Annotated in this window: 16 protein-coding genes; 9 read left to right on the forward strand and 7 right to left on the reverse strand. The window is 70.3% G+C overall.

Annotated elements, in window-relative coordinates; genetic code table 11:
- From ACWDX9_RS43330 to ACWDX9_RS43340, 3 genes are all read right to left on the reverse strand, one after another.
- Window positions 1-1249: nSTAND1 domain-containing NTPase (locus tag ACWDX9_RS43330; protein ID WP_449965382.1), on the reverse strand; the 1249-nt coding region annotated here is incomplete at its 3' end.
- Window positions 1246-2133, reverse strand: a complete 888-nt coding sequence (locus ACWDX9_RS43335; protein ID WP_449965385.1) for an SIR2 family NAD-dependent protein deacylase — start codon at window positions 2131-2133, stop codon at window positions 1246-1248. The genes ACWDX9_RS43335 and ACWDX9_RS43330, both read right to left, overlap by 4 nt.
- A gap of 146 nt (window positions 2134-2279) precedes the next feature.
- Window positions 2280-2447, reverse strand: a complete 168-nt coding sequence (locus ACWDX9_RS43340) for a hypothetical protein (protein WP_185078173.1) — start codon at window positions 2445-2447, stop codon at window positions 2280-2282.
- Between the two features lie 110 nt (window positions 2448-2557).
- On the opposite strand from ACWDX9_RS43340, the gene fxsT reads away from it, so the two are divergent.
- The gene (gene fxsT / locus ACWDX9_RS43345) at window positions 2558-5113 is read left to right on the forward strand and encodes an FxSxx-COOH system tetratricopeptide repeat protein (RefSeq protein WP_449965387.1); all 2556 of its coding nucleotides are present in this window, start codon (window positions 2558-2560) and stop codon (window positions 5111-5113) included.
- Between the two features lie 12 nt (window positions 5114-5125).
- Here the strand turns inward: fxsT and ACWDX9_RS43350 are convergent, their stop codons facing one another.
- Together ACWDX9_RS43350 and ACWDX9_RS43355 are read right to left on the reverse strand one after the other, a co-directional pair.
- Window positions 5126-5791 (reverse strand): 4'-phosphopantetheinyl transferase family protein, encoded by a 666-nt coding sequence (locus ACWDX9_RS43350; RefSeq protein ID WP_449965390.1) that lies wholly within the window; start codon window positions 5789-5791, stop codon window positions 5126-5128.
- 17 nt (window positions 5792-5808) lie between these two features.
- Complete coding sequence (locus tag ACWDX9_RS43355; RefSeq protein ID WP_449965393.1) at window positions 5809-6771, reverse strand: helix-turn-helix transcriptional regulator; 963 nt, start codon at window positions 6769-6771, stop codon at window positions 5809-5811.
- Window positions 6772-6834: 63 nt separating this feature from the next.
- Between ACWDX9_RS43355 and ACWDX9_RS43360 the strand changes: the two genes are divergently transcribed.
- Window positions 6835-7998 (forward strand): epoxide hydrolase family protein, encoded by a 1164-nt coding sequence (locus ACWDX9_RS43360; RefSeq protein WP_449965396.1) that lies wholly within the window; start codon window positions 6835-6837, stop codon window positions 7996-7998.
- A gap of 42 nt (window positions 7999-8040) precedes the next feature.
- On the opposite strand, the gene ACWDX9_RS43365 is transcribed toward ACWDX9_RS43360, so the two are convergent.
- Window positions 8041-11802 (reverse strand): S8 family peptidase, encoded by a 3762-nt coding sequence (locus tag ACWDX9_RS43365; RefSeq protein ID WP_449965399.1) that lies wholly within the window; start codon window positions 11800-11802, stop codon window positions 8041-8043.
- A 134-nt stretch (window positions 11803-11936) separates the two neighbouring features.
- On the reverse strand, window positions 11937-13244 hold the full coding sequence (locus ACWDX9_RS43370; RefSeq protein WP_449965402.1) for an extracellular catalytic domain type 1 short-chain-length polyhydroxyalkanoate depolymerase: 1308 nt from the start codon (window positions 13242-13244) through the stop codon (window positions 11937-11939).
- A gap of 272 nt (window positions 13245-13516) precedes the next feature.
- On the opposite strand from ACWDX9_RS43370, the gene ACWDX9_RS43375 reads away from it, so the two are divergent.
- Genes ACWDX9_RS43375 through ACWDX9_RS43405 form a run of 7 tightly spaced genes read left to right on the forward strand, consistent with a single transcriptional unit; the run spans window position 13517 to window position 20527 of the window.
- A complete protein-coding gene (locus tag ACWDX9_RS43375) occupies window positions 13517-14452 on the forward strand; it encodes a GNAT family N-acetyltransferase (RefSeq protein WP_449965405.1) in 936 nt (311 codons plus the stop codon).
- A complete protein-coding gene (locus tag ACWDX9_RS43380) occupies window positions 14449-15159 on the forward strand; it encodes a PIG-L deacetylase family protein (protein ID WP_363966526.1) in 711 nt (236 codons plus the stop codon). Before ACWDX9_RS43375 ends, ACWDX9_RS43380 begins: the two co-directional genes overlap by 4 nt.
- Window positions 15156-16760, forward strand: a complete 1605-nt coding sequence (locus ACWDX9_RS43385; protein WP_449965408.1) for an ABC transporter substrate-binding protein — start codon at window positions 15156-15158, stop codon at window positions 16758-16760. Before ACWDX9_RS43380 ends, ACWDX9_RS43385 begins: the two co-directional genes overlap by 4 nt.
- Complete coding sequence (locus ACWDX9_RS43390; RefSeq protein WP_449965410.1) at window positions 16757-17737, forward strand: ABC transporter permease; 981 nt, start codon at window positions 16757-16759, stop codon at window positions 17735-17737. Before ACWDX9_RS43385 ends, ACWDX9_RS43390 begins: the two co-directional genes overlap by 4 nt.
- Window positions 17734-18558, forward strand: coding sequence for an ABC transporter permease (locus ACWDX9_RS43395; RefSeq protein ID WP_449965413.1), 825 nt, complete (start codon window positions 17734-17736; stop codon window positions 18556-18558). The genes ACWDX9_RS43390 and ACWDX9_RS43395 overlap by 4 nt, the downstream gene beginning before the upstream one ends.
- Window positions 18555-19535, forward strand: coding sequence for an ABC transporter ATP-binding protein (locus ACWDX9_RS43400; protein WP_449965414.1), 981 nt, complete (start codon window positions 18555-18557; stop codon window positions 19533-19535). The genes ACWDX9_RS43395 and ACWDX9_RS43400 overlap by 4 nt, the downstream gene beginning before the upstream one ends.
- Window positions 19532-20527: an ABC transporter ATP-binding protein gene (locus tag ACWDX9_RS43405; RefSeq protein ID WP_449965417.1), complete on the forward strand. Its 996-nt coding sequence runs from the start codon at window positions 19532-19534 to the stop codon at window positions 20525-20527. Before ACWDX9_RS43400 ends, ACWDX9_RS43405 begins: the two co-directional genes overlap by 4 nt.
- Window positions 20528-20685 lie beyond the last annotated feature (158 nt).

Consider the following 20685-nt stretch of genomic DNA (forward strand, 5'->3'; position numbering starts at 1 on the left):
TGGCCTCGTCGGCGAGCCGGGCGGCGAGCGGCCAGTTGCGCTGGGCCCGCGCCGTGCGGGCCGCCTCCAGGTACGTCGCGGGCGAGCCGCGGTGCGAGACCGGGCCGATGAGCCGGTCGTGGGCCAGCTCGTACCAGCGGCTGCCCATGCGGTGCTCGCCGCGCAGGATGTGCCGGTCATCGAGCGCGCGGGCCACGGCGTTGGGCATGCCCATGGTCTGCTCGATGCCCTCGTACGCGATGTTGCGGGTGCCGTGGTCGGTGATGAACGTACGGCGCAGCCAGAGCAGCAGCTCCCCGACGGGGATGTCGAACTCGCGCGCCACCTCCCCGACCGCGCGCTTGAAGAAGTCGAACAGGAACTCCTCCACCACCGCGTAGACCCGCACGTGCTCCTCGCCGATCTCCGTCACCTCGTCGGGCAGCGAGTCCCACAGCGCGGAGCAGACCACCTGGAGCTGGACCGGCTCCACCAGATCCAGCTCGACGGTGGACGGGTTGCCCCACGCGTCCTTGACGGTGGCCGAGCGCAGCTCGCCGACCAGGAGCCGGGTGGCGGCGCTCGTGATGGTCCTGGACGTGCGGTCCAGCGGCCGCTCCACGGCCTGCCTCGCCGCTTCGGGGGAGAGCGGCTGCAGGTGGAAGCGGGCCCGCGAGCCCTGGCCGAACGGGCGCTCGTAGGGCAGGACGAGGAACAGGTACTCCTCGCGGAGCGAGAGCAGGAGGTGCAGGCCGGGGTGGTCGCGCATGGCCCGTACGAGCTGGTCGACGAGCTCCTTGCGGTCGCGCTGGCGGGCCAGGTCGCTGTGGAACAGGGTCTCCGCCTGGTCGATGGCGGCCAGGACGGGCAGCGGGTCGCCGTACTCGTCCTCGCGCCCGGGGCGCTCGGTCAGGAAGCGCGTGATGGTCAGGCCCGCCAGCGAGCCGGGCGAGGCGTCCGGCGCCCAGGCCGACAGCAGCGCCATGACGTACGGGTTGCCGCCCGCGATCGGGAGCGGCGTGTGCGGCGAGATCCTGGCGACGGGCAGCACGTCGGCCCGCTCCTGGTCGATCCTGGGCAGCACGCCCGCGTTGAGCAGCGAGGTCTTGCCCACGCCGGAAGCGCCGTAGAGCACGGTCAGCCCGGCCGCCCGCCAGAGCGTGGCGATCTCCCGCGACTCCTGCTCCCTTCCGTGGAACAGGTCGCTGTCGGCACGGCCGAAGGGGCGCAGCCCGACGAACGGCCGGCCGGCGGGATCGGTCACGGTCATAGCGGCGTCCTCGCATTCCAGTCGAGCAGTTCCTTGAAGAACGCGGACGTGGTGCCGACGTAGATCGAGATCTTCAGGTCGGCGTAATAGCTCTTCAGGTATTCGCCGGCCAGATTCTCGGCGTCGGTCAGCGACGTGTTCAGCTCCGGCAGGAGTTGCACGCTGATATGCCGGCGCTGCCGGGTGGAGGGAATGGATTTGATCAGCCCGTGGAAGAGCACCCGGAAGTTCCAGTCCTGGAGGCTGTAGCCGAGGAAGAGCAGCGGGCTCGAGGTCATGGCGTCGAGCACCGGGTCGGGAATCGGGAGGAGCTGGCGGCCGTTCGCGTCGTCGACGTCGCGCAGATTGAGGAGATACTGCACGTAATCGTTCTCGGTCAGCACGATGGAGGAGGGGTCGTCCCAGTTCCCGTGCAGATGATAGATCAGCGGGTGGTCGGGATCGGGGTCGGGCACGACGGCCCGGTTCGTCGGCTCCCACCACGTCGACCTGCACACATTCGGGGTCCGCGGACCTTTGCGGCAGTGCTGTAAGGCCTGGAGCATGAAGTCGTCGTAGTTGGTGGTGAGAAAAGTCTTGATCGGGAACTCGGCCAGCACCGTGTGCGGGTCGAGCGGATCGGTGGCGCCCGCCGCGCGCTGTTTCAGGTATGCGCAGACTTCCACTTTGAGATCAGTGGGATCGTTATGCACGTGAGCCGCGTACTGCATCACGTGCGCGAGATTTCCGTGGTCGGCGAACGGAAAGCCGTACTCCTTCGCGAAGTGTTTGCTGAGCTCCTTGCCGGTCGGAAGTCGCCCGTAGCAGGCGCCCGCCCCGAGAAGCGGGGTACAGTCGCCTCTGCGGAGCTGTCTGACCAATCGCACCCAGTCCGCTTCGTTCACGCGCCACCCCACCGGCAGGACCATTCTTGTGCTGAGGAGTATATGACCCGGGACGGATGGAAATATGTGAATGTTTTCGGGCTGGCCTAAATGTGGGGGAAGTGCCGGCCCGCAGGTCAGGCGTGGCGGCCGACCCGCGGGCTGACTCAGATGGAAGACTGGAATTTGGCCACGGGCGTCACGCCGGTCTCGTCGAGAAGGCGGTCTATGGCGTCCTTCAACCGGGAGTCGTCGATGTCTTTGAGCTCCTCCAGGGTGCGCCCGCTGACATCAATGAGCCCACCGCCGTACCCCTGCACTGCTTCCTTGTTCATCGCTCTCCCTGGACCTGATGGATCTAGCGGATCCTATCTATCTCTGGCTTCAATATGCTGTCTATGCTTGTCTCAGCTGACGTGACGACCGGCCGACTCGAGGCGATATCGTGACAAATTCGCACTCGCAACACGATTCCGGCCATGCGCCGTCCGTATGGGGCAAAGTCCCCCAGCGGAACAAGAACTTCACGGGTCGGGACGACCTCATCGAGAAGCTCCGTACGGGGCTCCAGTCCAAGGTCACTGCCGTCCTCCCCCAGGCACAGGACCAGTCTCAACCCGCGCCGCACGCTCTGCAAGGACTCGGCGGCGTGGGCAAGTCGCAGCTCGCGATCGAGTACGCCCACCGCTTCCGGCACGCCTATGACCTGGTGTGGTGGGTGCCGTCGGCGCAGACGATGCTGGTGAAGTCGTCGCTGGCCGGGTTGGCCCGGGAGTTGCATCTCAAGGTCGGTCCCCACAGCGTCGAGGACGCGGCCGAGGCCGCACTCGACGCGCTGCGGCGCGGCGACCCGTACCGGAACTGGCTGTTGATCTTCGACAACGCCGAGACCCTGGACATCAACGACATCGTCCCGCGCGGCCCCGGCCACGTGCTGATCACCTCCCGCAACCACAGCTGGCAGGGCGTGGTCGACACCCTGCCGGTGGACGTGTTCGAGCGCGAGGAGAGCGTCGCGTTCCTGGTCAAGCGGGTGGGGCGGGCGATCGACCACGAGCAGGCCGACCGGCTGGCCGAGGCCCTCGGCGACCTGCCGCTGGCCCTGGAGCAGGCGGGCGCGCTGCAGGCCGAGTCGGGGATGTCGACCGATGAATACCTGCGGCTGCTGAAGAGGCAGACGACCCGGCTCCTGGGCGCCAACAAGCCGTCCGACTACCCGCTGTCGATGACGGCGGCCTGGGCCACCTCGGTGTCGCAGCTCAAGGCCAGGCTGCCCGACGCGGTCGAGCTGCTGCGCTGCTTCGCGTTCTTCGGGCCCGAGCCGATCCCGCGCGACCTGCTGGACGAGCTGCCCGAGGCGTACGCGGCCGGATCCAAGATCGCCGGCCTGCTGGCCGACCCGATCCAGCTCAGCCAGGTCATCCGGGAGCTGGGCAGGTACGCCCTGGTGCGGATCGACTCGGAGAGCCGTACGGTCCAGGTGCACCGGCTGGTCCAGGCGCTGCTGCGCGACGAGCTCGACGGCGACGAGGCCGACGCCTTCCGCCGCGAGGTCCACCTCCTGCTGTCGGCCTCGGTGGCCGACTACGAGCCCGACGACACCACGGCCTGGCCCCGCTACGCCAACCTCCTCGGCCACATCACCACGGCCGACGTCAAGGGCAGCCGCGACCCCAACGTCCGCAGGTTCGCGCTCAACATCATCCGCTACGTCTACACCTCGGGCGACTTCGCGTCAGCCCGCGAGCTGGTGCAGGAGTTCCTGGAGGCCTGGCGGGAGGACGGCGGCGAGGACGACCGCCACGTGCTCACCGCCCAGCGCCACTACGCGATCATCATCCGTGAGCTGGGCAGCATCGAGGAGTCGTTCGAGCTGAACAAGGCCCTCATGGAACGGATGCGGCGCGTGCTCGGCGAGGGCGACGAGGAGACCCTGCTGCTCACCAACAGCCACGGCGCCGACCTGCGCAACCGCGGCGATTTCGCGGAGGCGCGGGAGCACGACCAGGAATCGCTGAGCCGGCACGAGGCGGTCTTCGGCCGCTCGCACCGCCGCACCCTGCGCGCCATGAACAACCTCGCCCTCGACCACCTGCTGCTCGGCGACTACCAGGAGGCGCAGTCCCTGCACGCGCGCGTGCTCAAGCTGCAGCGGCAGGCCGGGTCGGGCGCGAGCCGCGCCAACGTGCTCTCCTCGATGAACAACCTCGCCCGCGTCGTACGCCTCCAGGGCCGCTACCGCGAGGCCTGCGACCTCGGCCAGGACGCCTACGACTTCGGTCTCCAGGAGCTGGGCCAGGAGCACCCCTGGACGCTGCGCTGCGCCAAGGACCTGTCGATCGCCAAACGCCGGGCGGGCCTCATCGGGGAGGCGCTCGAACTCGCCGACCGCACCTTCGAGGTGCAGAAACGTGGCACCAGCATCGACCACCCCGACACCCTGGCCGCCGCCCTCTGCCTGGCCAACGCCCAGCGGGCGGCCGACCAGGTGGACGACTCGCTGCGGCTGCTGCGGGACATCGTCTCCAGGTTCGCCAGCATGTACGGCGACGATCACCCGTTCAAGTACGGCTGCGACAGCAACTTCGCCCTGCTGCTGCGGGTGAGCGGCAGCAAGGAGCAGGCCCGGGAGATCGACGAGGCGGCGCTGGCCGGGTTCGACCGGCGGCTCACGCGCAAGCACTACTTCTCCCTGACCTGCGCCATCAACCTCGCCAGCGACCTGGCCGAGGTGGGGCTGCACGAGGAGGCGCGGGTGCTCGGGGAGCAGACCCTGCTGGACCTGCGGGCCCTGTTCGGCGACGACCACCCGGTGACGCTGGCCGCCGGGGCCAACCTCGTCGTCGACCTGCTCGCCACGGGGGCCACGGAGGAGGCGGCGGCGCTGCGCGAGGACGTGCTGGATCGCTACGACCGGGTGCTCGGCCCCAACCACCCCGACGTGCTGGTGACCCGCCAGGGCAACCGCCTGGACTTCGACTTCGACCCACCCGTCCTCTAGCCAGGGCCCGGGCTAGGCGGAGGGGGCGGGGACCGCGATCGCCGTCATGATCAGGCCGCCGCTCACCAGCCAGCGGCCCTCGAAGCGGGTCGGCCAGCCCGGGCCGTGGACCGCGATCTCGGCGGCGAAGGTCCCGGACCCGGCCGGCGGGTCCAGTGAGGGGGGTGGGGAGGTGGTGAAGGTGACCGTGGCGTCCAGGAAGCCGAGCCACTGGCCCGTCAGCGGGTGCCACGCCTTGTAGATCGCTTCCTTGGCGCTGAACAGCAGGCGGCCCGGGTCCGGGATGTCCAGGAGGTCAAGGGCGGCGGCTTCCGCGGGGGTCGCGGTTCGTTCCAGGACGCCGCGGGGCATCGGGAGGTGGGGTTCGGCGTCGATGCCGATCGACAGGGCGCCGTGCGCCACCGCCGCCGCCCGGTAGCCCGCGCAGTGCGTGATGCTGCCCACGACCCCGGGTGGCCAGGCGGGGGCGCCGCGGTCGCCGCGGAGGACGGGGCGGGGGGCCACGCCGAGTCGCCGTAGCGCCAGGTGGGCACAGTGGCGGGACGTACGGAACTCGCGCCGTCTCTTGTCCGCCGAGTCAGAAACGAGGGCTTCCTCCTCCGGGAAGAGCGTGATGTCCGGCGGGTCGCCGAAGAGCTCGGCGGTGGCGACCCACGAGGGCAGGATCTCATCGAGCATGGTGAACGCATTATCGTTCACGGTCTCGGCCCGGTCGCCCGCGCGAAGCGGTCGGTGAGGGCGCGGATGCGGTCGAGGAGTTCGGGCGGGTCGAGGACTTCGAAGTCGAACCCGGTGAGTCCGACATAGAGGGCGATCTCGTCGAGCGAGTCGGACCCCGTGTGCAGCAGGCAGGTGTTCTGGTCGATCGCCTCTATCCGGCCCGCCGTGGGTGACATGCCGGCGGCCGCCCGCTCGGCGGAGGCGTGGAGCAGGATCCGGGCCTGATGGCGGTACGGAGCCGACGCGACGGACTCGGAGACGTAACCCGCGACATCCTCGGCCGGGGCTGGGCGCGGGGTGAACCGCGGTCCGGAGGACGGCCGGCTCTCGATGCGGTCGACCCGGAAGGTCCGCCAGTCCTCGCGGCCGGTGTCCCAGGCCACGAGATACCAGCGGCGGGGGGTGTGCACGAGCCGATGGGGCTCGACGACGCGGGTGCTCGCCGTCTCGTCGCGGCTGCGGTAGGCGAAGCGCAGGCGCTCGTGATCGCGGCAGGCGGCGGCGATCGTGGTCAGCGTCTCCGGGTCCACCGTCGGCCCGGTGCCGGGCAGGGACACGGTGACCGATTGCAGCGCCTCGACCCGGCGGCGCAGCCTGGACGGCAGCACCTGTTCGAGCTTGAGCAGCGCGCGTACCGACGTCTCCTCGATGCCCGCGACGGTGCCGACCGCGGCGCCACGGAGTCCGATGGCGACCGCCACGGCCTCCTCGTCGTCGAGCAGCAGCGGCGGCAGGGCCGCACCGGCGCCGAGGCGGTAGCCGCCCGCCGTGCCCGACGCGGATCGCACCGGATAGCCGAGGCTGCGCAGCTTGTCGATGTCGCGCCGGACGGTTCGTACGTCGACGTCCAGGCGTTCGGCGAGGTCGGCGCCGGACCAGTCGCGTCGCAGCTGAAGCAGCGACAGGAGCCGGAGCAGGCGCGCTGAGGTCTCCAACACAGTTCTCAGTCTGACGCGCCTTGAGGACAGTAATCGTCCGCAAGGCGAATTAACGTCTGGCCCATGCACACCGAAAGCACCGAAAGCACCGAAATCCGGCCGTTCCGCATCGATATCCCGCAGGCCGACCTGGACGTCCTGCGGGACCGGCTGGCGCGTACCCGCTGGCCCGACGAGCTGCCCGGCGTCGGCTGGACCTACGGCGTCCCCGTCGGCTACCTGAAAGGGCTGGCCGAGTACTGGCGGACCTCCTACGACTGGCGCGAGCACGAGAAGAGGCTCAACGACTTCCCGCAGTTCACCACCACGATCGACGGTCAGAACATTCACTTCCTGCACGTCCGCTCTCCCGAGCCGGACGCGTTGCCGCTGATCATCACCCACGGGTGGCCGGGTTCGATCGTGGAGTTCATGGACGTCATCGGGCCGCTCACCGATCCCGGTGCCCATGGCGGCGACCCGGCAGACGCGTTCCACGTCATCGCCCCGTCCATCCCCGGATTCGGCTTCTCCGGGCCGACGCGCGAGACGGGATGGGACATGTCCCGGATCGCCCGTGCCTGGGCGGAGCTGATGAGCCGGCTCGGCTATCAGCGTTACGGCGCCCAAGGCGGCGACACCGGCTCCGTGGTCTCTCCGGAGCTGGCCCGCATCGACTCCGAGCATGTCGTGGGCGTCCACGTCAACGGCAGCCTCGGCTTCCCCACCGGGGATCCGGCGGAGCTGGCCGCTCTGAGCGAAGCCGAGCAGGAGCGGCTCGCCCGCCTGCAGCGGCAGATGGAGGAGGGCGCCGGGTACGCGATCATCCAGTCGACCCGTCCGCAGACACTGGGATTCGGGCTCGCCGACTCGCCGGCCGGGCAGCTCGCCTGGATCGTCGAGAAGTTCAAGGAGTGGACCGATCCGGCCGCCGAGCTCCCCGAGGACGCCGTCGATCGCGACCTGCTGCTCACCAACGTCAGCGTCTACTGGCTGACCGGTACGGCCACCTCGTCCGCGCGCCTCTACAAGGAGGGCAGGGCCGCCTGGGGGCAGCCGGCGAAGCGGTCCGAGGTGCCCGCCGGGGTGGCGGTGTTCCCCGGCGACTTCGGGGTCCGCTCCATCGCCGAGCGTGACAACAACGTCGTCCACTGGTCGGAGTTCGGGCGCGGCGGCCACTTCGCGGCGATGGAGGTCCCCCAGCTCCTGGTCGGGGACGTGCGGACGTTCTTCCGTGGCCTCCGGTGACAGCCGTGGCGGCACGGCTGTCACCGGAGAGCCCGATCGGTGTTATCTGAGGGCGTAGGCCCGGTTGACGGTCTGGGTGGTCGAGCCGCCCGCCGTGTCCGACGCCGTGACCCGCAGCGACACGAACCCGCTGGTCTGCGCCAGGACGGGATGCGCCAGCTCCACGCGGAACCGCCCGTCGCCGTGCTTCCTGACGCGCGTCGCGGCCCGCCAGGTGGCCCCGTCGTCGACCGAGAACTCGACCGTGACCTGGTTGACGGCGGGCGCCCGGCGTACGGCCGAGTGCGCGCCGGCGCGCAGGTCGAACGCGAACGGCGCCCCGGCCGGGGCCCGGTTCAGCAGGTCGAGGGGCAGGTCGTAGGTGACCTGGACGGCCGGCTGGAACGCGCACCCCGCCCCGAACGAGCACGCGTACCCCCGGGGCGCCCCCGAGGACGGCGGCGGGGAGGAGGCGAAGCGCGCGGTGGTCGTGACCTTGCCGGACAGGGTGCGTCCCGAGGTGTCCACCGCCTCCACCCGGTAGGCCCCGGGGGCCCCGGCGAAGAATCGGGGGCGCCAGCCCTGCGGAGCCAGCTCCTGCTCGCCCGCGAACAGCCGGGGCGCCGAGGTGACCGGGCTCAGTTCGCTGTAGTGACGGGGATCGGAGTCGCGCCACTGCTCGAAAGGTACGAACCGGTCGGAGTCCCGGCACAGCGCGCACGGCACCTTGACCGGGTACCCCGACGGCACGTCCGCGGCGCCGGGCACCAGCGGCGCCTTGAACCACTGCTCGGAGACCCGCCGGTCGTCACCGGCGAACCGGTCGTCGGAGTGCAGGACCAGCCCGTCGTTCGTGATCGTGCGGGACCACACCACGTCGTCGGACACGGGCCCGAAGTACTCGGTCCGGGTGAGCGGCATCCGCAGCGACCCGCCGTACACCATCCGCCCCGGCTCCTCGCCGGCCGTCGACTCGCCGTACTCCCAGCCGCTGGTGTCCGGTTTGTCGGCGTGGTAGGCGGCGTCGATCCGTACCAGCCGCCCCATGTCGACCTTGACGGGCCGCGCGGGCACCCGGCCGCGCGAGTCGAAGCGCAGGTGGTAGGTCGCGCCCGGCCCCGCGTACGGTTCGAGCCGCAGCGACACCGGCCCCTTGGCCAGGGCGGATCGCAGCGAACGCCCCTCGGCGGCATCCAGCCCCAGCCGCAGGGACCAGCCCTGCGGCACGCGGGCCCGCCCGCCGTCCACGTCGAGGAAGCCGATGACGCCCGCCGCGCCGCGCAGGGAGGCCTCGCGGCCGGCGTCGTCCATCTGGACGCTCGCGTTGACGTAGCCGCTCTCGACGGGGATCCCGACGAGAGCGATCTTGCCGGAGACGTCCACACCCGAGAAGTCCTCCGGCCGCCCCCTTCCGACCGAAACGAGGGGGTAGGACGTGGTGGAGGTCAGCCTGCGCAGGGCCTCCACGTCGTACGCGGGATGCAGGGCCAGCCCGCCCGCCGTCGCCGAGGTGAGCACGGGGGGCTCCAGGTTCCACTGGTGCGACAGCCGCACCTTGCCCGCCTTCACCGAGGACACCGGCGTGACGAACAGCTGCTGCCCGCCGCCCTGGACCCCGCCGTACAGCGAGACCGGCTGGTTGCGGTCGGTGAACGTGCGCACGTAGTACGCGTTCCCGCCCCCGTCCAGCGCCTTCGGCGTCCTCGGCCGGATCGGCGCCGTCTTGCGCGCGTCCAGGGTGACGGTCCGGTCCCCGTCGAGGTGGACGTTCTCGATCACCCAGCTCGTACGGTTGCTGATCCGGGTCTCGTTGGCGACGCCGATCACCTCGTAGTCCCCGGCGGGCAGGGAGAACTCGCCGTTGCCCGAATAGTCGGTACGCAGGTAGTAGTACCCGTACGGGTTGAACGGGTCCTCCGGGCTGTTCGCCCGCTTCAACGGGATCGCGTACACCAGGGGCTCGGCCTGGTAGCCCGGGAAGAACTCCTTGGTCCCGTACGAGTTGACCAGCGACACCCCCAGCCGGTGCGTGGCGGGACCCGTGTAGTAGCTGAACGGCGTCACCAGCCGCACGTCGCCGCCGCTCGCCGTCACCCAGCCCCCGTACGCGCCGATCGGGCCGGCCGACGGGTCGGCGGTGAGGGAGACGGCGGCGGTCCCGTTCGCGGGCACGGTGACGCTCTGCGCGCCCAGCCTGACCGCCTTGTCCGGTGCGGGCCGGCCGCTCCAGCCGCGGGTGACGAGCGAGACGGCCAGCGTGACGGGCGCGGAGCCGAGGTTGCGGTACGTGACCTGCCTGGTGGCGGGCTTGCCGAGGAGCCGGAAGTCCACCACGGAGGTGGCGAACACGCTCTGGGTGACGGCGCGGGCCACGTCCACCCGGCCGCTGCCCTGCTCGAACCAGTTGTGCCCGTCGTTGCGCACGGCCGTCGAGGTCAGCGCGTCGCGGAGCTCGGCGGCCCGCCAGCCGGGATGCTGCTGGGCCAGGATCGCGGCGGCCCCGGCGACGTGCGGGGTGGCCATGGAGGTGCCGCTGAAGGTCGTGTACCTGTCGTCGCCCGGGATGCCGGGCAGCGAGGACTCGGCCGAGCGCGCGGCGACGATGTCCACGCCGGGGGCGACGATGTTCGGCTTGACGGCGGCGTCGTCCAGCCGCGGCCCCTTGCTGGAGAAGTCGGCCAGGGTGGTGCCGGTCTCCTTGTCCACCGCGCCCACGGCCAGCGCCTCGTCGGCCGCGGCCGGGACGCTCACGGTGAGCGGGTCCTCCTCGTTCCCGGCGGCCGTCACGAAGAGCGTGCCGTACTTCTTCGTGAGCTCGTTCAGCGCCTGGCTCATCGGGTCGGTGCCGTTGCCGCAGCAGGAGCCCAGGCTCATGTTGACCACGTCGGCGCCCTGAGCGGCGGCCCACTCCATGCCGGAGATGGCCCACGACCAGTCGCCCAGGCCGTTGTCCGCGAGGATCTTGCCGACCAGCAGGGACGCGGCCGGCGCCACGCCCTTGTACGTCGGGCCGGCGCCCGCGATCGTCGAGGCGACGTGCGTGCCGTGTCCGACCCTGTCGGCGATGCCGGCGGAGTCGGAGAAGTTCTCGCTGGCGAGAATGCGTCCGGCGAAGTCGGGGTGGGCGGCGTCGATCCCGGTGTCGAGGACGGCGACCTTGACCCCCTTGCCGTCGAACCCGCGCGCCCACCCGGCCGGAGCGCCGATGAGGGGCACGCTCTTGTCGAGCGAGGCCCGCGTCTTGCGGTCCAGCCAGATCTTGGAGATCGCGCCGCCGGTCAGTTTGGCGCCGGTGTTGAGCCCGGCCCAGAAGTCGTCGGCCCGGTCGGCGCGTACCGTGAGCGCGGCGCCGTTGACGCTGTCGAGCACCCGCACGTTCTCGCCGGCCGTCAGCGACTGGGCGGATCTGGCGAGCGTGGCGGGGGCGGGGTCGCCCGGGTAGGTGACGAGCAGCGGGATCGCCTCGACGCGCCGGTCCCGCGCCAGCGTCTCGACGTCGAACAGCTCCTCGTCCAGCGTCCCGGCGGCGACCATGGGGGCCGCGTCGGAGGGCAGGACCAGATATCCGCCGTCCTTGCCGGGCAGCGTGGCGAACGTGACGTCCGCGCCGTCGGGCCTGGGCGCCGGCCTGATGGCGATGGAGGGGACGCCGCCCTGCGACGGCGCGTACTCGACGACGTCGCCGGTGATGAGGGTGAGGGTGATCCGGGCCGGCTGGGTCTCAGCGGGCTCGGTGGCCGCGGCTGCCGCCTGGTGGAGCGGCGCGAGTCCGGCGGCGAGCACGAGCGCCGAGCCCGATAACACCGCCGATAACCGCGTGTGCAATTTGGACAAGATGTGCCCTTTCGGTTACAGCGGGAGCACTTTCGGGAGCGCTCCCAAATTCTCCGAGAAGGGCCAGTATCCATCAGATGATCACACCGGGCTCAGGGGGGTCCGAGCCCGGTGTGATCGAGCGGTCAGGTGCAGGTGGCGCCGTTGAGGGTGAAGGCGGACGGCTTGGACGTGTTCCCCGTGTGGGTGGCCTGGAAGCCGAACGAGGCGGACGCGCCCGGGGCGACCGTGCCGTTGTAGCTGACGTTCCTGGCCGTGACCTGGCCGCTCGCGGGCGAGATCGTGGCGTTCCACGCGGAGGTGACGCTCTGGCCCGCGGGGAGCGTGAAGGTCAGCGCCCAGGAGGTGAGCTGGCTGGTGCCGGTGTTGGTGAGCGTGACCTCGGCCGTGAAGCCGGTGTTCCAGGTGTTCATCGTGTACGTGATCCGGCACGCCCCGGTCCCGGGCGTCGGGGTCGGCGTCGGGGTCGGCGTCGGGGTCGGGGTGGGCGTCGGCGTGGGCCCGCCGCCGCCCTGGTCAAGGCCGAAGAACGCGATCGCGGCGGCGGCCATCCCGCTCATCGGGACGTTGTGGCCGACGCCCTGGAGGCTGATCGCCTCGACGGGGGGCGTCGTGCCGGTGCCGCCGTACCTCGTCCTGTTCCAGCCGGACCGCGGCTGGTCGGTGCTGCTGGGCGTCTGGCTCAGGCCGTGGACGTTGGTCCACTGCTTGATCTCCTCCTGGAAGTTCGGGTACTGCAGCGTGGTGTCCGCGGTGCCGTGCCACACCTGCATGCGCGGGCGGGGGCCGCTGTAGCCGGGGTACGCGCCGCGTACGAGGTCGCCCCACTGCTGCGGCGTCTTGCTGACCTGGCCGTTGGCGCAGGCGCTGTTCCACATCGACCCGTCGGTGGTGGCGAAGCAGGCGAACGGCACCCCGGCGAACGCGGCGCCGGCCTTGAAGACGTCGGGGTAGTCGCCCAGCAGCACGTTCGTCATCATGGCGCCCGACGAGGCCCCGGTCACGAAGGTGCGGTCGGGGTCGGTGCTGTAGCGCTGCTGCACGTACCTGACCATCGAGATGATGCCCACCGGGTCGCTGCCGCCGTCGTGTCGCAGCGCCTGCGGCGAGGAGACGTCGAAGCAGGAGCCGCTCCTGGTCGCGGACGGGTAGATCACGATGAACTTGTACCGGTCGGCCAGCGAGGCGAACTCCGTGCCGGAGTAGAAGGCCGGACCCGATCCCGTGCAGTAGTGCACGGCGACCAGGAGAGGTGGTCGGGTCCCGACGCCGTCCGGGACGTACAGGTGCATGCGCAGGTTTGTCGGGTTAGTGCCGAAGCCGGTCACCTCCGTCAGCTGTGCCGACGAGGCCGGTGGCGCGGTGATCAGCCCCGCGACGATGAGCGTCACGGCGGCGATCAAGGCACCCACGATCCGAGCTCTCACGTTCATCGGGTTCCTCTCGTTCGCCTGAAACATTGCGAGTGTGAAGAGAAACTTTCACGAATGCAATCGTTGCTGGTGGTGAGCCATCGGAATAGTCAGGTGACCTGCGGCTAAGGATGGGGGCGGGTTGGCTGTGCGTGAAAGTTTCGGTCCGGCGTGGCGCAAAAGAAATTTTCTAAACATGCGCCGAGGAAGAAAATAAATACCCGAATCGTCTTGACCCGGCTCGATGACCATGGGAAAGCTGGGACCGGAGAGCCAAAGGTGAAAGGACCCCGATGGTCACAGTCCGCGCCTTCGCGTCCGGTGACGAGGTCTCCCTGGTGGACGCCTGGAACCGCAGCATGCCGGCCGATCCCGCCACCTCCGCCTGGTTCCGCGACTGCGTGTTGCTCGACCCCAACTTCGACCCCGAGGGCCTGCGCGTGGCCGTCTCCGACGGCCGGGTGGTGGGCTGCGCGTACGGCGTGCGCCGCCTGACCCCCTTGGCCCCGGGCACCGACCTGGAGCCGGACACCGGGTGGATCCCGTTCTTCTTCGTCGCCCCCGAGCATCGTGGTGGCGGGCTCGGGAGGCGGCTGGTGGGCGAGGCGCTGGCGTTCTTGGAGCAGGCCGGCCGGACGAAGGTCGATTTTTCGTCCTATACGCCGAACTATGTGCTCCCCGGGGCGGACGCCGAGCTCTACCCCGACGGCTACCGGCTCCTCAACGGGCTCGGCTTCCGGACCCTGTACTCCCCGGTGGCCATGGACCGGACGCTCGTCGGCTACGTGACCCCCGACGAGGTGCGCGAGCTGCGCGCCGAGCGCGAGAGCGAGGGGTACGCCTTCCGTAGCCCCACCGACGGCGAGCTGCCCGAGCTGATCCGCTTCGCGGCTGAGGCCTTCAACCCCGACTGGGGCGAGGCCATCCGCCTGCACCGCGACCCCCGACGCATGGTCATCGCGAAAAAAGATCAAATAGTGGGATTTGCTCTGTACGCGGCCTACCGCGGCATCCCCGAGCGCTTCGGCCCCTTCGGCGTCGACCCCGAGCAGCGCGGCACCGGCCTCGGCAAGATCCTCCTCCATCTCACCATGACCATGATGCGAGCCGAAGGGCTCCACTCGTCGTGGTTCCTCTGGACCGGCGAGGCGAGCCCGGCCGGCCGCCTCTACACCAAGGCCGGCTACCAGATCACCCGGCGCTTCCACGTGATGAGGCGGTCGGCATGACCCACGTCCTGGCCATCGGCGCACATGCGGGCGATCTGGACCTGACGGCGGGCGCCGTGCTCGCCCAGCACGTCCTGCGCGGCGATCGGGCCACACTCCTCCACCTCACCCTCGGCGAACGCGGCCACCCCCGCATGCCCGTCCCCGACTACGCCAGGCAGAAGCGCGAGGAAGCCGAGACGTTCGCCGAGCGGATCGGCGCGGGCGTGCGCTTCCTCGACTACGAGGACGGCCTGCTGCCCGAGGACGAAGAGGTCAAGCTGCGCGTCGGCGACCTGATCAGGGAGCTGCGCCCGGACGTCATCCTGACCCATTGGAGCGCGTCCATCCACAAAGATCACGCTCGTACCCACCGGATCGTCGAGGACGCCCGCTTCTACGGCGGGCTCAAGACGCTCGAACGCGAGCACCCGGCCTACTGGGCGAGCGAGCTCTACTACGCCGACAACTGGGAGGACGCCGAGGGGTTCGTCCCCGACGTGTTCGTCGAGCTGACGGAGGAGGCGTACGAGCTCTGGTCGCAGGCGATCACCGGATACGCCTACGCCAGAGGCGAGACCTACGGCTTCCCGTACGTCGAGTACTACCGCGCGCTGACGATCGTGCGCGGCGCACCAGCCGGATTCGGCCGCGCCCAGGCCTTCGCCGCACCGAAGGGCTCGCGCGACCTCCGGACGAAGTATTTCGGAAAGGCCACCCCCCAATGAAACGCTGTCTGGCAGTACTCCTCGCCCTGGCCCTCGCAGGCTGTTCGAGCAGCGGCCCCACCGGCAAGAACAGCACGAGCGCGCCCCCGCTGGTGATCCACGCCGTGGACGCGGGGACGTTCCAGGAGGACTTCAACCCGTACCACCTCGAAGGCGTGAACTTCGGCACGAGCGGGATGATCTATGAGACCCTCATGTACTTCAACAAGCTCAAGCCGGGAGAGATCGTCCCGTGGCTGGCGCTGAAGTACGAATGGTCGGACAAGGGCAAGTCGCTCACGTTCACGCTCCGCCCGGGGGTGAAGTGGACCGACGGTCAGCCGTTCACCGCCGACGACGTGGCCTTCACCTTCCAGATGCTGAAGGACCACGCGCAGCTCAACACGTCCGCGCTGGAGATCAAGGACGCGCAGGCGCTGGCTCCGGACAAGGTGCGCGTCGACTTCAAGACCACCTCGTACGCCAAGCTCTACAACATCGCCGGCGGCTCGCCCATCGTGCCCAAGCACCTGTGGGACAAGCAGCAGGACCCGGCGACGTTCACCAACGCCAAGCCGGTCGGCACGGGGCCGTACAAGCTGTCGAAGTTCTCGGCGCAGCTCTACGAGATGGAGAAGAACCCGTCCTACTGGCAGCCGGGCAAGCCGGAGGTGCCGCTGCTGCGCTTCCCCGCGTACACGGCCAATGCCCTGCAGACGGCGCTCCAGCAGGGTGAGGTGGACTGGGCGGGCGCGTTCGTGCCGGACATCCAGAAGATCTTCGTGCAGGGCAAGCCGGAGCAGAACAAGTTCTTCTTCCCGCCGGAGGGCCTGGTCTCGCTGCTGCCGAACCTGACCAACCCGGTCCTGGCCAAGCCGGAGGTACGGCAGGCCATGAGCCTCGCCATCGACCGGGACAAGATCGTCAGGGTGGCCGAGCGCGGCTACACCAAGGTCGCCCACCCGACCGGCGTGCCGATGCCGGGCGGCGAGGCGTACGTGCCGCCGCAGTACAAGGACGCCGCGTTCCAGGTGGACCTGGCCAGGGCCAAGGAACTGCTCAAGGGCGTGAACCCGGCCGACCTGAAGTTCACGCTGCTGGTGCCGTCGCCGTTCACCGACTGGGTGAACGCGGCCCAGCTCATCAGGGAGGACCTGGCCAAGGTCGGCATCACGGTCGAGACCAGGGGCGTGGCCTTCCAGGACTGGGTGTCGAAGGTCGGCAAGGGCGACTACGACCTGTCGATCAGGGGCGCCGAGGCCGGCCCGACCCCGTACTTCCAGATGCGCTTCATGCTCTTCGGCGGCCTGGCCAAGCCCGTCGGCGAGGCCGCGAGCGGCAACTACGAGCGGTGGAAGGACGCCGAGACCGACCGGCTGATCGAGGAGTACGCCGCCACCGACGACCTGGCCGAGCAGCAGAAGGCCACGCAGGGGCTGGGCCGGATCATGGTGGAGAAGCTGCCCCAGCTGCCGCTGTTCTACAGCCCGGGGTGGGCGCAGTTCCGGACCACCAAGTACGTCGGCTGGCCTTCGGAGCAGGATCCGTACGCGATGCCGTCGCCGTACGCCTCGCCCGACGCCGCGGTCGTGCTGCTGCACCTGAAGCCGGCCGTCAAGTGAGATTCCTGGCCCGGCGGCTCGGCTTCTACCTGCTGACCGCCTGGGCCGCCGTCACGCTCAACTTCCTGGTCCCCCGGCTCATGCCGGGGGACCCGGTGGAGCTGCTGGTGGCCCGGATGAAAGGCAACGTCGACCCGGCCGCCATCGACGCGATGCGGCGGGCGTTCGGCATCAGCGACGCGAACCTGTGGCAGCAGTATCTGGACTACCTCGGCAATCTCGCACAAGGGGAGCTGGGCCGCTCGATCACCTTCTTTCCCACCGAAGTGTCCACGGTCATCGCCGGCAGCCTGCCGTGGACGGTCGGGCTCGTCGGGGTCGCCACCCTGATCAGCTACCTCATGGGCACCTCGCTGGGCGTGCTGATGGCGTGGAAGCGGGGCACCTGGCTCGACGGGGTGCTGCCGGCGGCCACGTTCATGCACGCGGTGCCGTACTTCTGGGTGGCGCTGGCGCTGGTGTTCGTCTTCGGGGTGACGCTGCAGTGGTTCCCCGTGTCGAGGGCGTACGGGCTGGACGTGATGCCCGGCTTGACCGGCGAGTTCGCCGGCAGCGTGGTCTACCACGCGGCGCTGCCCTCGGTGACGATCGTGGTCGCGTCGATGGCCGACCGGATCCTCGGCATGCGCAACGTCATGGTGACCACGCTCGGCGAGGACTACGTGGTGATGGCCGAGGCCAAGGGGCTGACCTCCAGGAGGGTCATGTGGGCCTACGCCGCCCGCAACGCGATCCTGCCGAACATCACCAGCTTCGCCCTGTCGCTCGGCTTCGTGGTGGGCGGCTCGGTGCTGACCGAGATCGTCTTCTCCTATCCCGGGATCGGGTCGATGCTCCTCAAAGGGGTGGAGAACGAGGACTTCCCGCTCATGCAGGGCATCTTCCTCGTCATCTCGCTGGCCGTGCTCGTCGCCAACTTCCTGGCCGACCTGGCGTACGTGGTGCTCGACCCGCGTACCAGGCAGGAGTCCGAATGAAGATCAAGATCGGCATCGGCATCCTCGCCTTCTTCACGCTGATGGCCGTGCTCGGGCCGCTGCTCATCGGCGCCGACCCGGCCGCCACCGGCGACGACGGGCTCCAGGGCCCGTCGGCCGCGCACTGGCTCGGCACCACGCAGACCGGGCAGGACATCCTCACCCAGATCGTGTACGGCGCCCGCGTCTCGATGGGCGTCGGCCTGCTGTCGGCGGTCATCGCCAACGTGATCGCGGTCGCGGTCGGTCTGGTCGGCGGCTATTTCGGCGGCGCGGTGGACGAGGTGCTGTCCGTGCTCACCAACATCTTCCTGGTGCTGCCCGCCCTGCCGCTGATCATCGTGCTGGCCGGCTACCTGCCGCAGCGCGGGGTCGCCTCGGTGGCCGTGGTGATCGCGGTCACCGGCTGGGCCTGGGGCGCGCGGGTGCTGCGGGCGCAGACCCTGTCCGTACGGCGGCGCGACTTCGTCCAGGCCGCGCGGGCGAGCGGAGAGGGGGGCCTGCGGATCATCTTCTTCGAGATCCTGCCCGTGCTGCTGCCCGTCATCGCCACCAGCTTCCTGGCCACCGTGGTCGCGGCGATCCTGGCCGAGGCCGGGCTGTCGTTCCTCGGCCTGGCCGACCTGTCCACCGTGAGCTGGGGCAGCATGCTCTATTTCGCGCAGAACGGCCAGGCGCTGCTCATCGGGGCCTGGTGGTGGTTCATCCCGCCCGGCCTGTGCATCGCGCTCATCGGCACCGGGCTCGCGCTGGTGAACTTCGGCATCGACGAGATCGCCAACCCCCGGTTGCGAACGGTCAAGGTGAAGGCCCGCACATGAACGTCCTGGAGATCCGCGACCTGAGCGTCGACTACCTGTCCGGCAGCGGCACCGTGCACGCCGTCGCCGACGTCTCCCTCGACCTGCGCCGCGGCGAGGTGCTGGGCCTGGCGGGGGAGAGCGGCAGCGGCAAGTCCACGCTGGCCAACGCCGTCGCCCGGCTGCTGCGGCCGCCCGCCGCGATCACCTCGGGCTCGGTCGTCTACCGCCGCCAGGACGGCTCGTCGGTGGACGTGCTCGGGCTCGGGAAAGGCGAGCTCAGGGCCTTCCGCTGGAAGGAGCTGGCCGTCGTCTTCCAGAGCGCCATGAACGCCCTCAATCCGGTCAGCACCGTCGGCGCCCAGATCGACGACGTCCTGCGCGTCCACGTTCCGGGGATGTCCCGCGGCGACCGTACGGAACGGGCGGTCGAGCTGCTGCGACGCGTCGGCATCAGCGCCGACAGGCGGCGCTCCTACCCGCACGAGCTGTCCGGCGGCATGCGGCAGCGCGCCGCCATCGCCATCGCGCTCGCGCTCAACCCCGAGATCATCATCATGGACGAGCCGACGACCGCGCTCGACGTGGTGGTCCAGCGCGACATCCTCCACGAGATCAGGGAGCTCAGGCAGGAGTACGGCTTCGCGGTCGTGTTCATCACGCACGATCTGTCGCTGCTCATGGAGATCTCCGACCGGATCGCCATCATGTACGCGGGCCGGGTCGTGGAGACCGGGTCCGCCAAGGCCATCCACAAGTCGCCGCGGCACCCGTACACGCTGGGGCTGCTCCGCTCGTTCCCGCGCCTGCACGGGCCGCGCGAGGAGCTGCTGGGCATCCCCGGCAGCCCGCCCGACCTGAGGTCGCCGCCACCGGGATGCGCGTTCCACCCGCGGTGCGGGGTGGCGGTGGCGGCGTGCTCGTCGGTCCTGCCCGAGCTCGAAGGCGACGTCGCGTGCCTGCTGAACGGCGGCCGCGGTCTGGAGGACGCGTCATGATCGTCCTGGAGGGACGGAACCTCACCAAGCACTTCACCGCGGCCCGCGGTCCCCGAGGCCGCTTCGGCAGGCGGCCGCCGGTGCGGGCCGTCGAGGACGTGTCGATCGCGCTGCGGGCCGGGACGGTGTCGGCGCTGGTGGGGGAGAGCGGCTGCGGCAAGAGCACGGTGGCGCGGCTGCTGGCGCAGGTCTATCCGGCCACGTCGGGCGAGGTGCTGCTGCGCGGCGAGCCGGTACGCGCCCACCGCGGGGCGGCGTTCAGGGACTTCCGGCGGCAGGTGCAGCTCATCTTCCAGGACCCGTTCGCCTCCCTGAACCCCTTCCACCGGGTGCGCTACCACCTGGCCAGGCCGCTGCGCATCCACGGACACGTCCGCTCGGACGCGGAGGAACGCGCACAGGTCGCCGAGCTGCTCGAACGCGTCAGTCTCACGCCGGTCGAGCAGTTCATGGACAAGCTGCCGCACGAGCTGTCCGGCGGGCAGCGGCAGCGGGTGGCCATCGCGCGGGCGCTGGCGGTGCGGCCCGTCGCGCTGATCGCCGACGAGCCCGTGTCGATGCTGGACGTGTCGATCAGGCTCGGGGTGCTGCGGCTGCTGGAGGGGCTGGCGAGGGAGAGCGGGCTGGCGCTCCTGTACATCACGCACGACATCGCCGGCGCCCGCTACTTCGCCGAGGACATCACGGTCATGTACGCGGGGCGGCTGATCGAGAGCGGGCCGAGCGAGGAGCTCACGCAGGCGGCGCGGCACCCGTACACGCGGCTGCTGCTGGAGTCGGCGCCGGATCCCGACCGGGTGGCCGCGCCGGAGGTCACGCGGCACGGCGAGCCGCCGAGCCTGATCGATCCGCCGGGCGGGTGCCGGTTCCATCCGCGCTGCCCGGTGGCCCTGCCGGTGTGCTCGGAGGAGGCGCCCGCGCGTACCGCGCTGGGGGACGGCCACTGGACGCACTGCTGGCAGGTGGAATCGGCGGCTCAGGCGGGGAGATAGGCGCGGCGGCTCAGGCGGCGGGGAGCGACGGCTCAGGTGGGGCGGCGGCTCAGGCGGCGGGGAGCGACGGCTCAGGTGGGGCGGCGGCTCAGGCGGCGGGGAGCGACGGCTCAGGTGGGGCGGCGGCTCAGGCGGGGCGGTAGCGGGCGGCGAGCTCG

The organism is Nonomuraea sp. NPDC003201, assembly GCF_053590415.1.

Excerpts from the sequence above, each read along its gene's own strand:
- ACWDX9_RS43405 (WP_449965417.1), top strand. The coding sequence starts at position 19,532 with ATGATCGTCCTGGAGGGACGGAACCTCACCAAGCACTTCACCGCGGCC.
- ACWDX9_RS43340 (WP_185078173.1), bottom strand. The coding sequence starts at position 2,447 with ATGAACAAGGAAGCAGTGCAGGGGTACGGCGGTGGGCTCATTGATGTC.
- ACWDX9_RS43360 (WP_449965396.1), top strand. The coding sequence starts at position 6,835 with ATGCACACCGAAAGCACCGAAAGCACCGAAATCCGGCCGTTCCGCATC.
- ACWDX9_RS43350 (WP_449965390.1), bottom strand. The coding sequence starts at position 5,791 with ATGCTCGATGAGATCCTGCCCTCGTGGGTCGCCACCGCCGAGCTCTTC.
- ACWDX9_RS43385 (WP_449965408.1), top strand. The coding sequence starts at position 15,156 with ATGAAACGCTGTCTGGCAGTACTCCTCGCCCTGGCCCTCGCAGGCTGT.
- ACWDX9_RS43370 (WP_449965402.1), bottom strand. The coding sequence starts at position 13,244 with ATGAACGTGAGAGCTCGGATCGTGGGTGCCTTGATCGCCGCCGTGACG.
- ACWDX9_RS43400 (WP_449965414.1), top strand. The coding sequence starts at position 18,555 with ATGAACGTCCTGGAGATCCGCGACCTGAGCGTCGACTACCTGTCCGGC.
- ACWDX9_RS43380 (WP_363966526.1), top strand. The coding sequence starts at position 14,449 with ATGACCCACGTCCTGGCCATCGGCGCACATGCGGGCGATCTGGACCTG.
- ACWDX9_RS43395 (WP_449965413.1), top strand. The coding sequence starts at position 17,734 with ATGAAGATCAAGATCGGCATCGGCATCCTCGCCTTCTTCACGCTGATG.
- ACWDX9_RS43375 (WP_449965405.1), top strand. The coding sequence starts at position 13,517 with ATGGTCACAGTCCGCGCCTTCGCGTCCGGTGACGAGGTCTCCCTGGTG.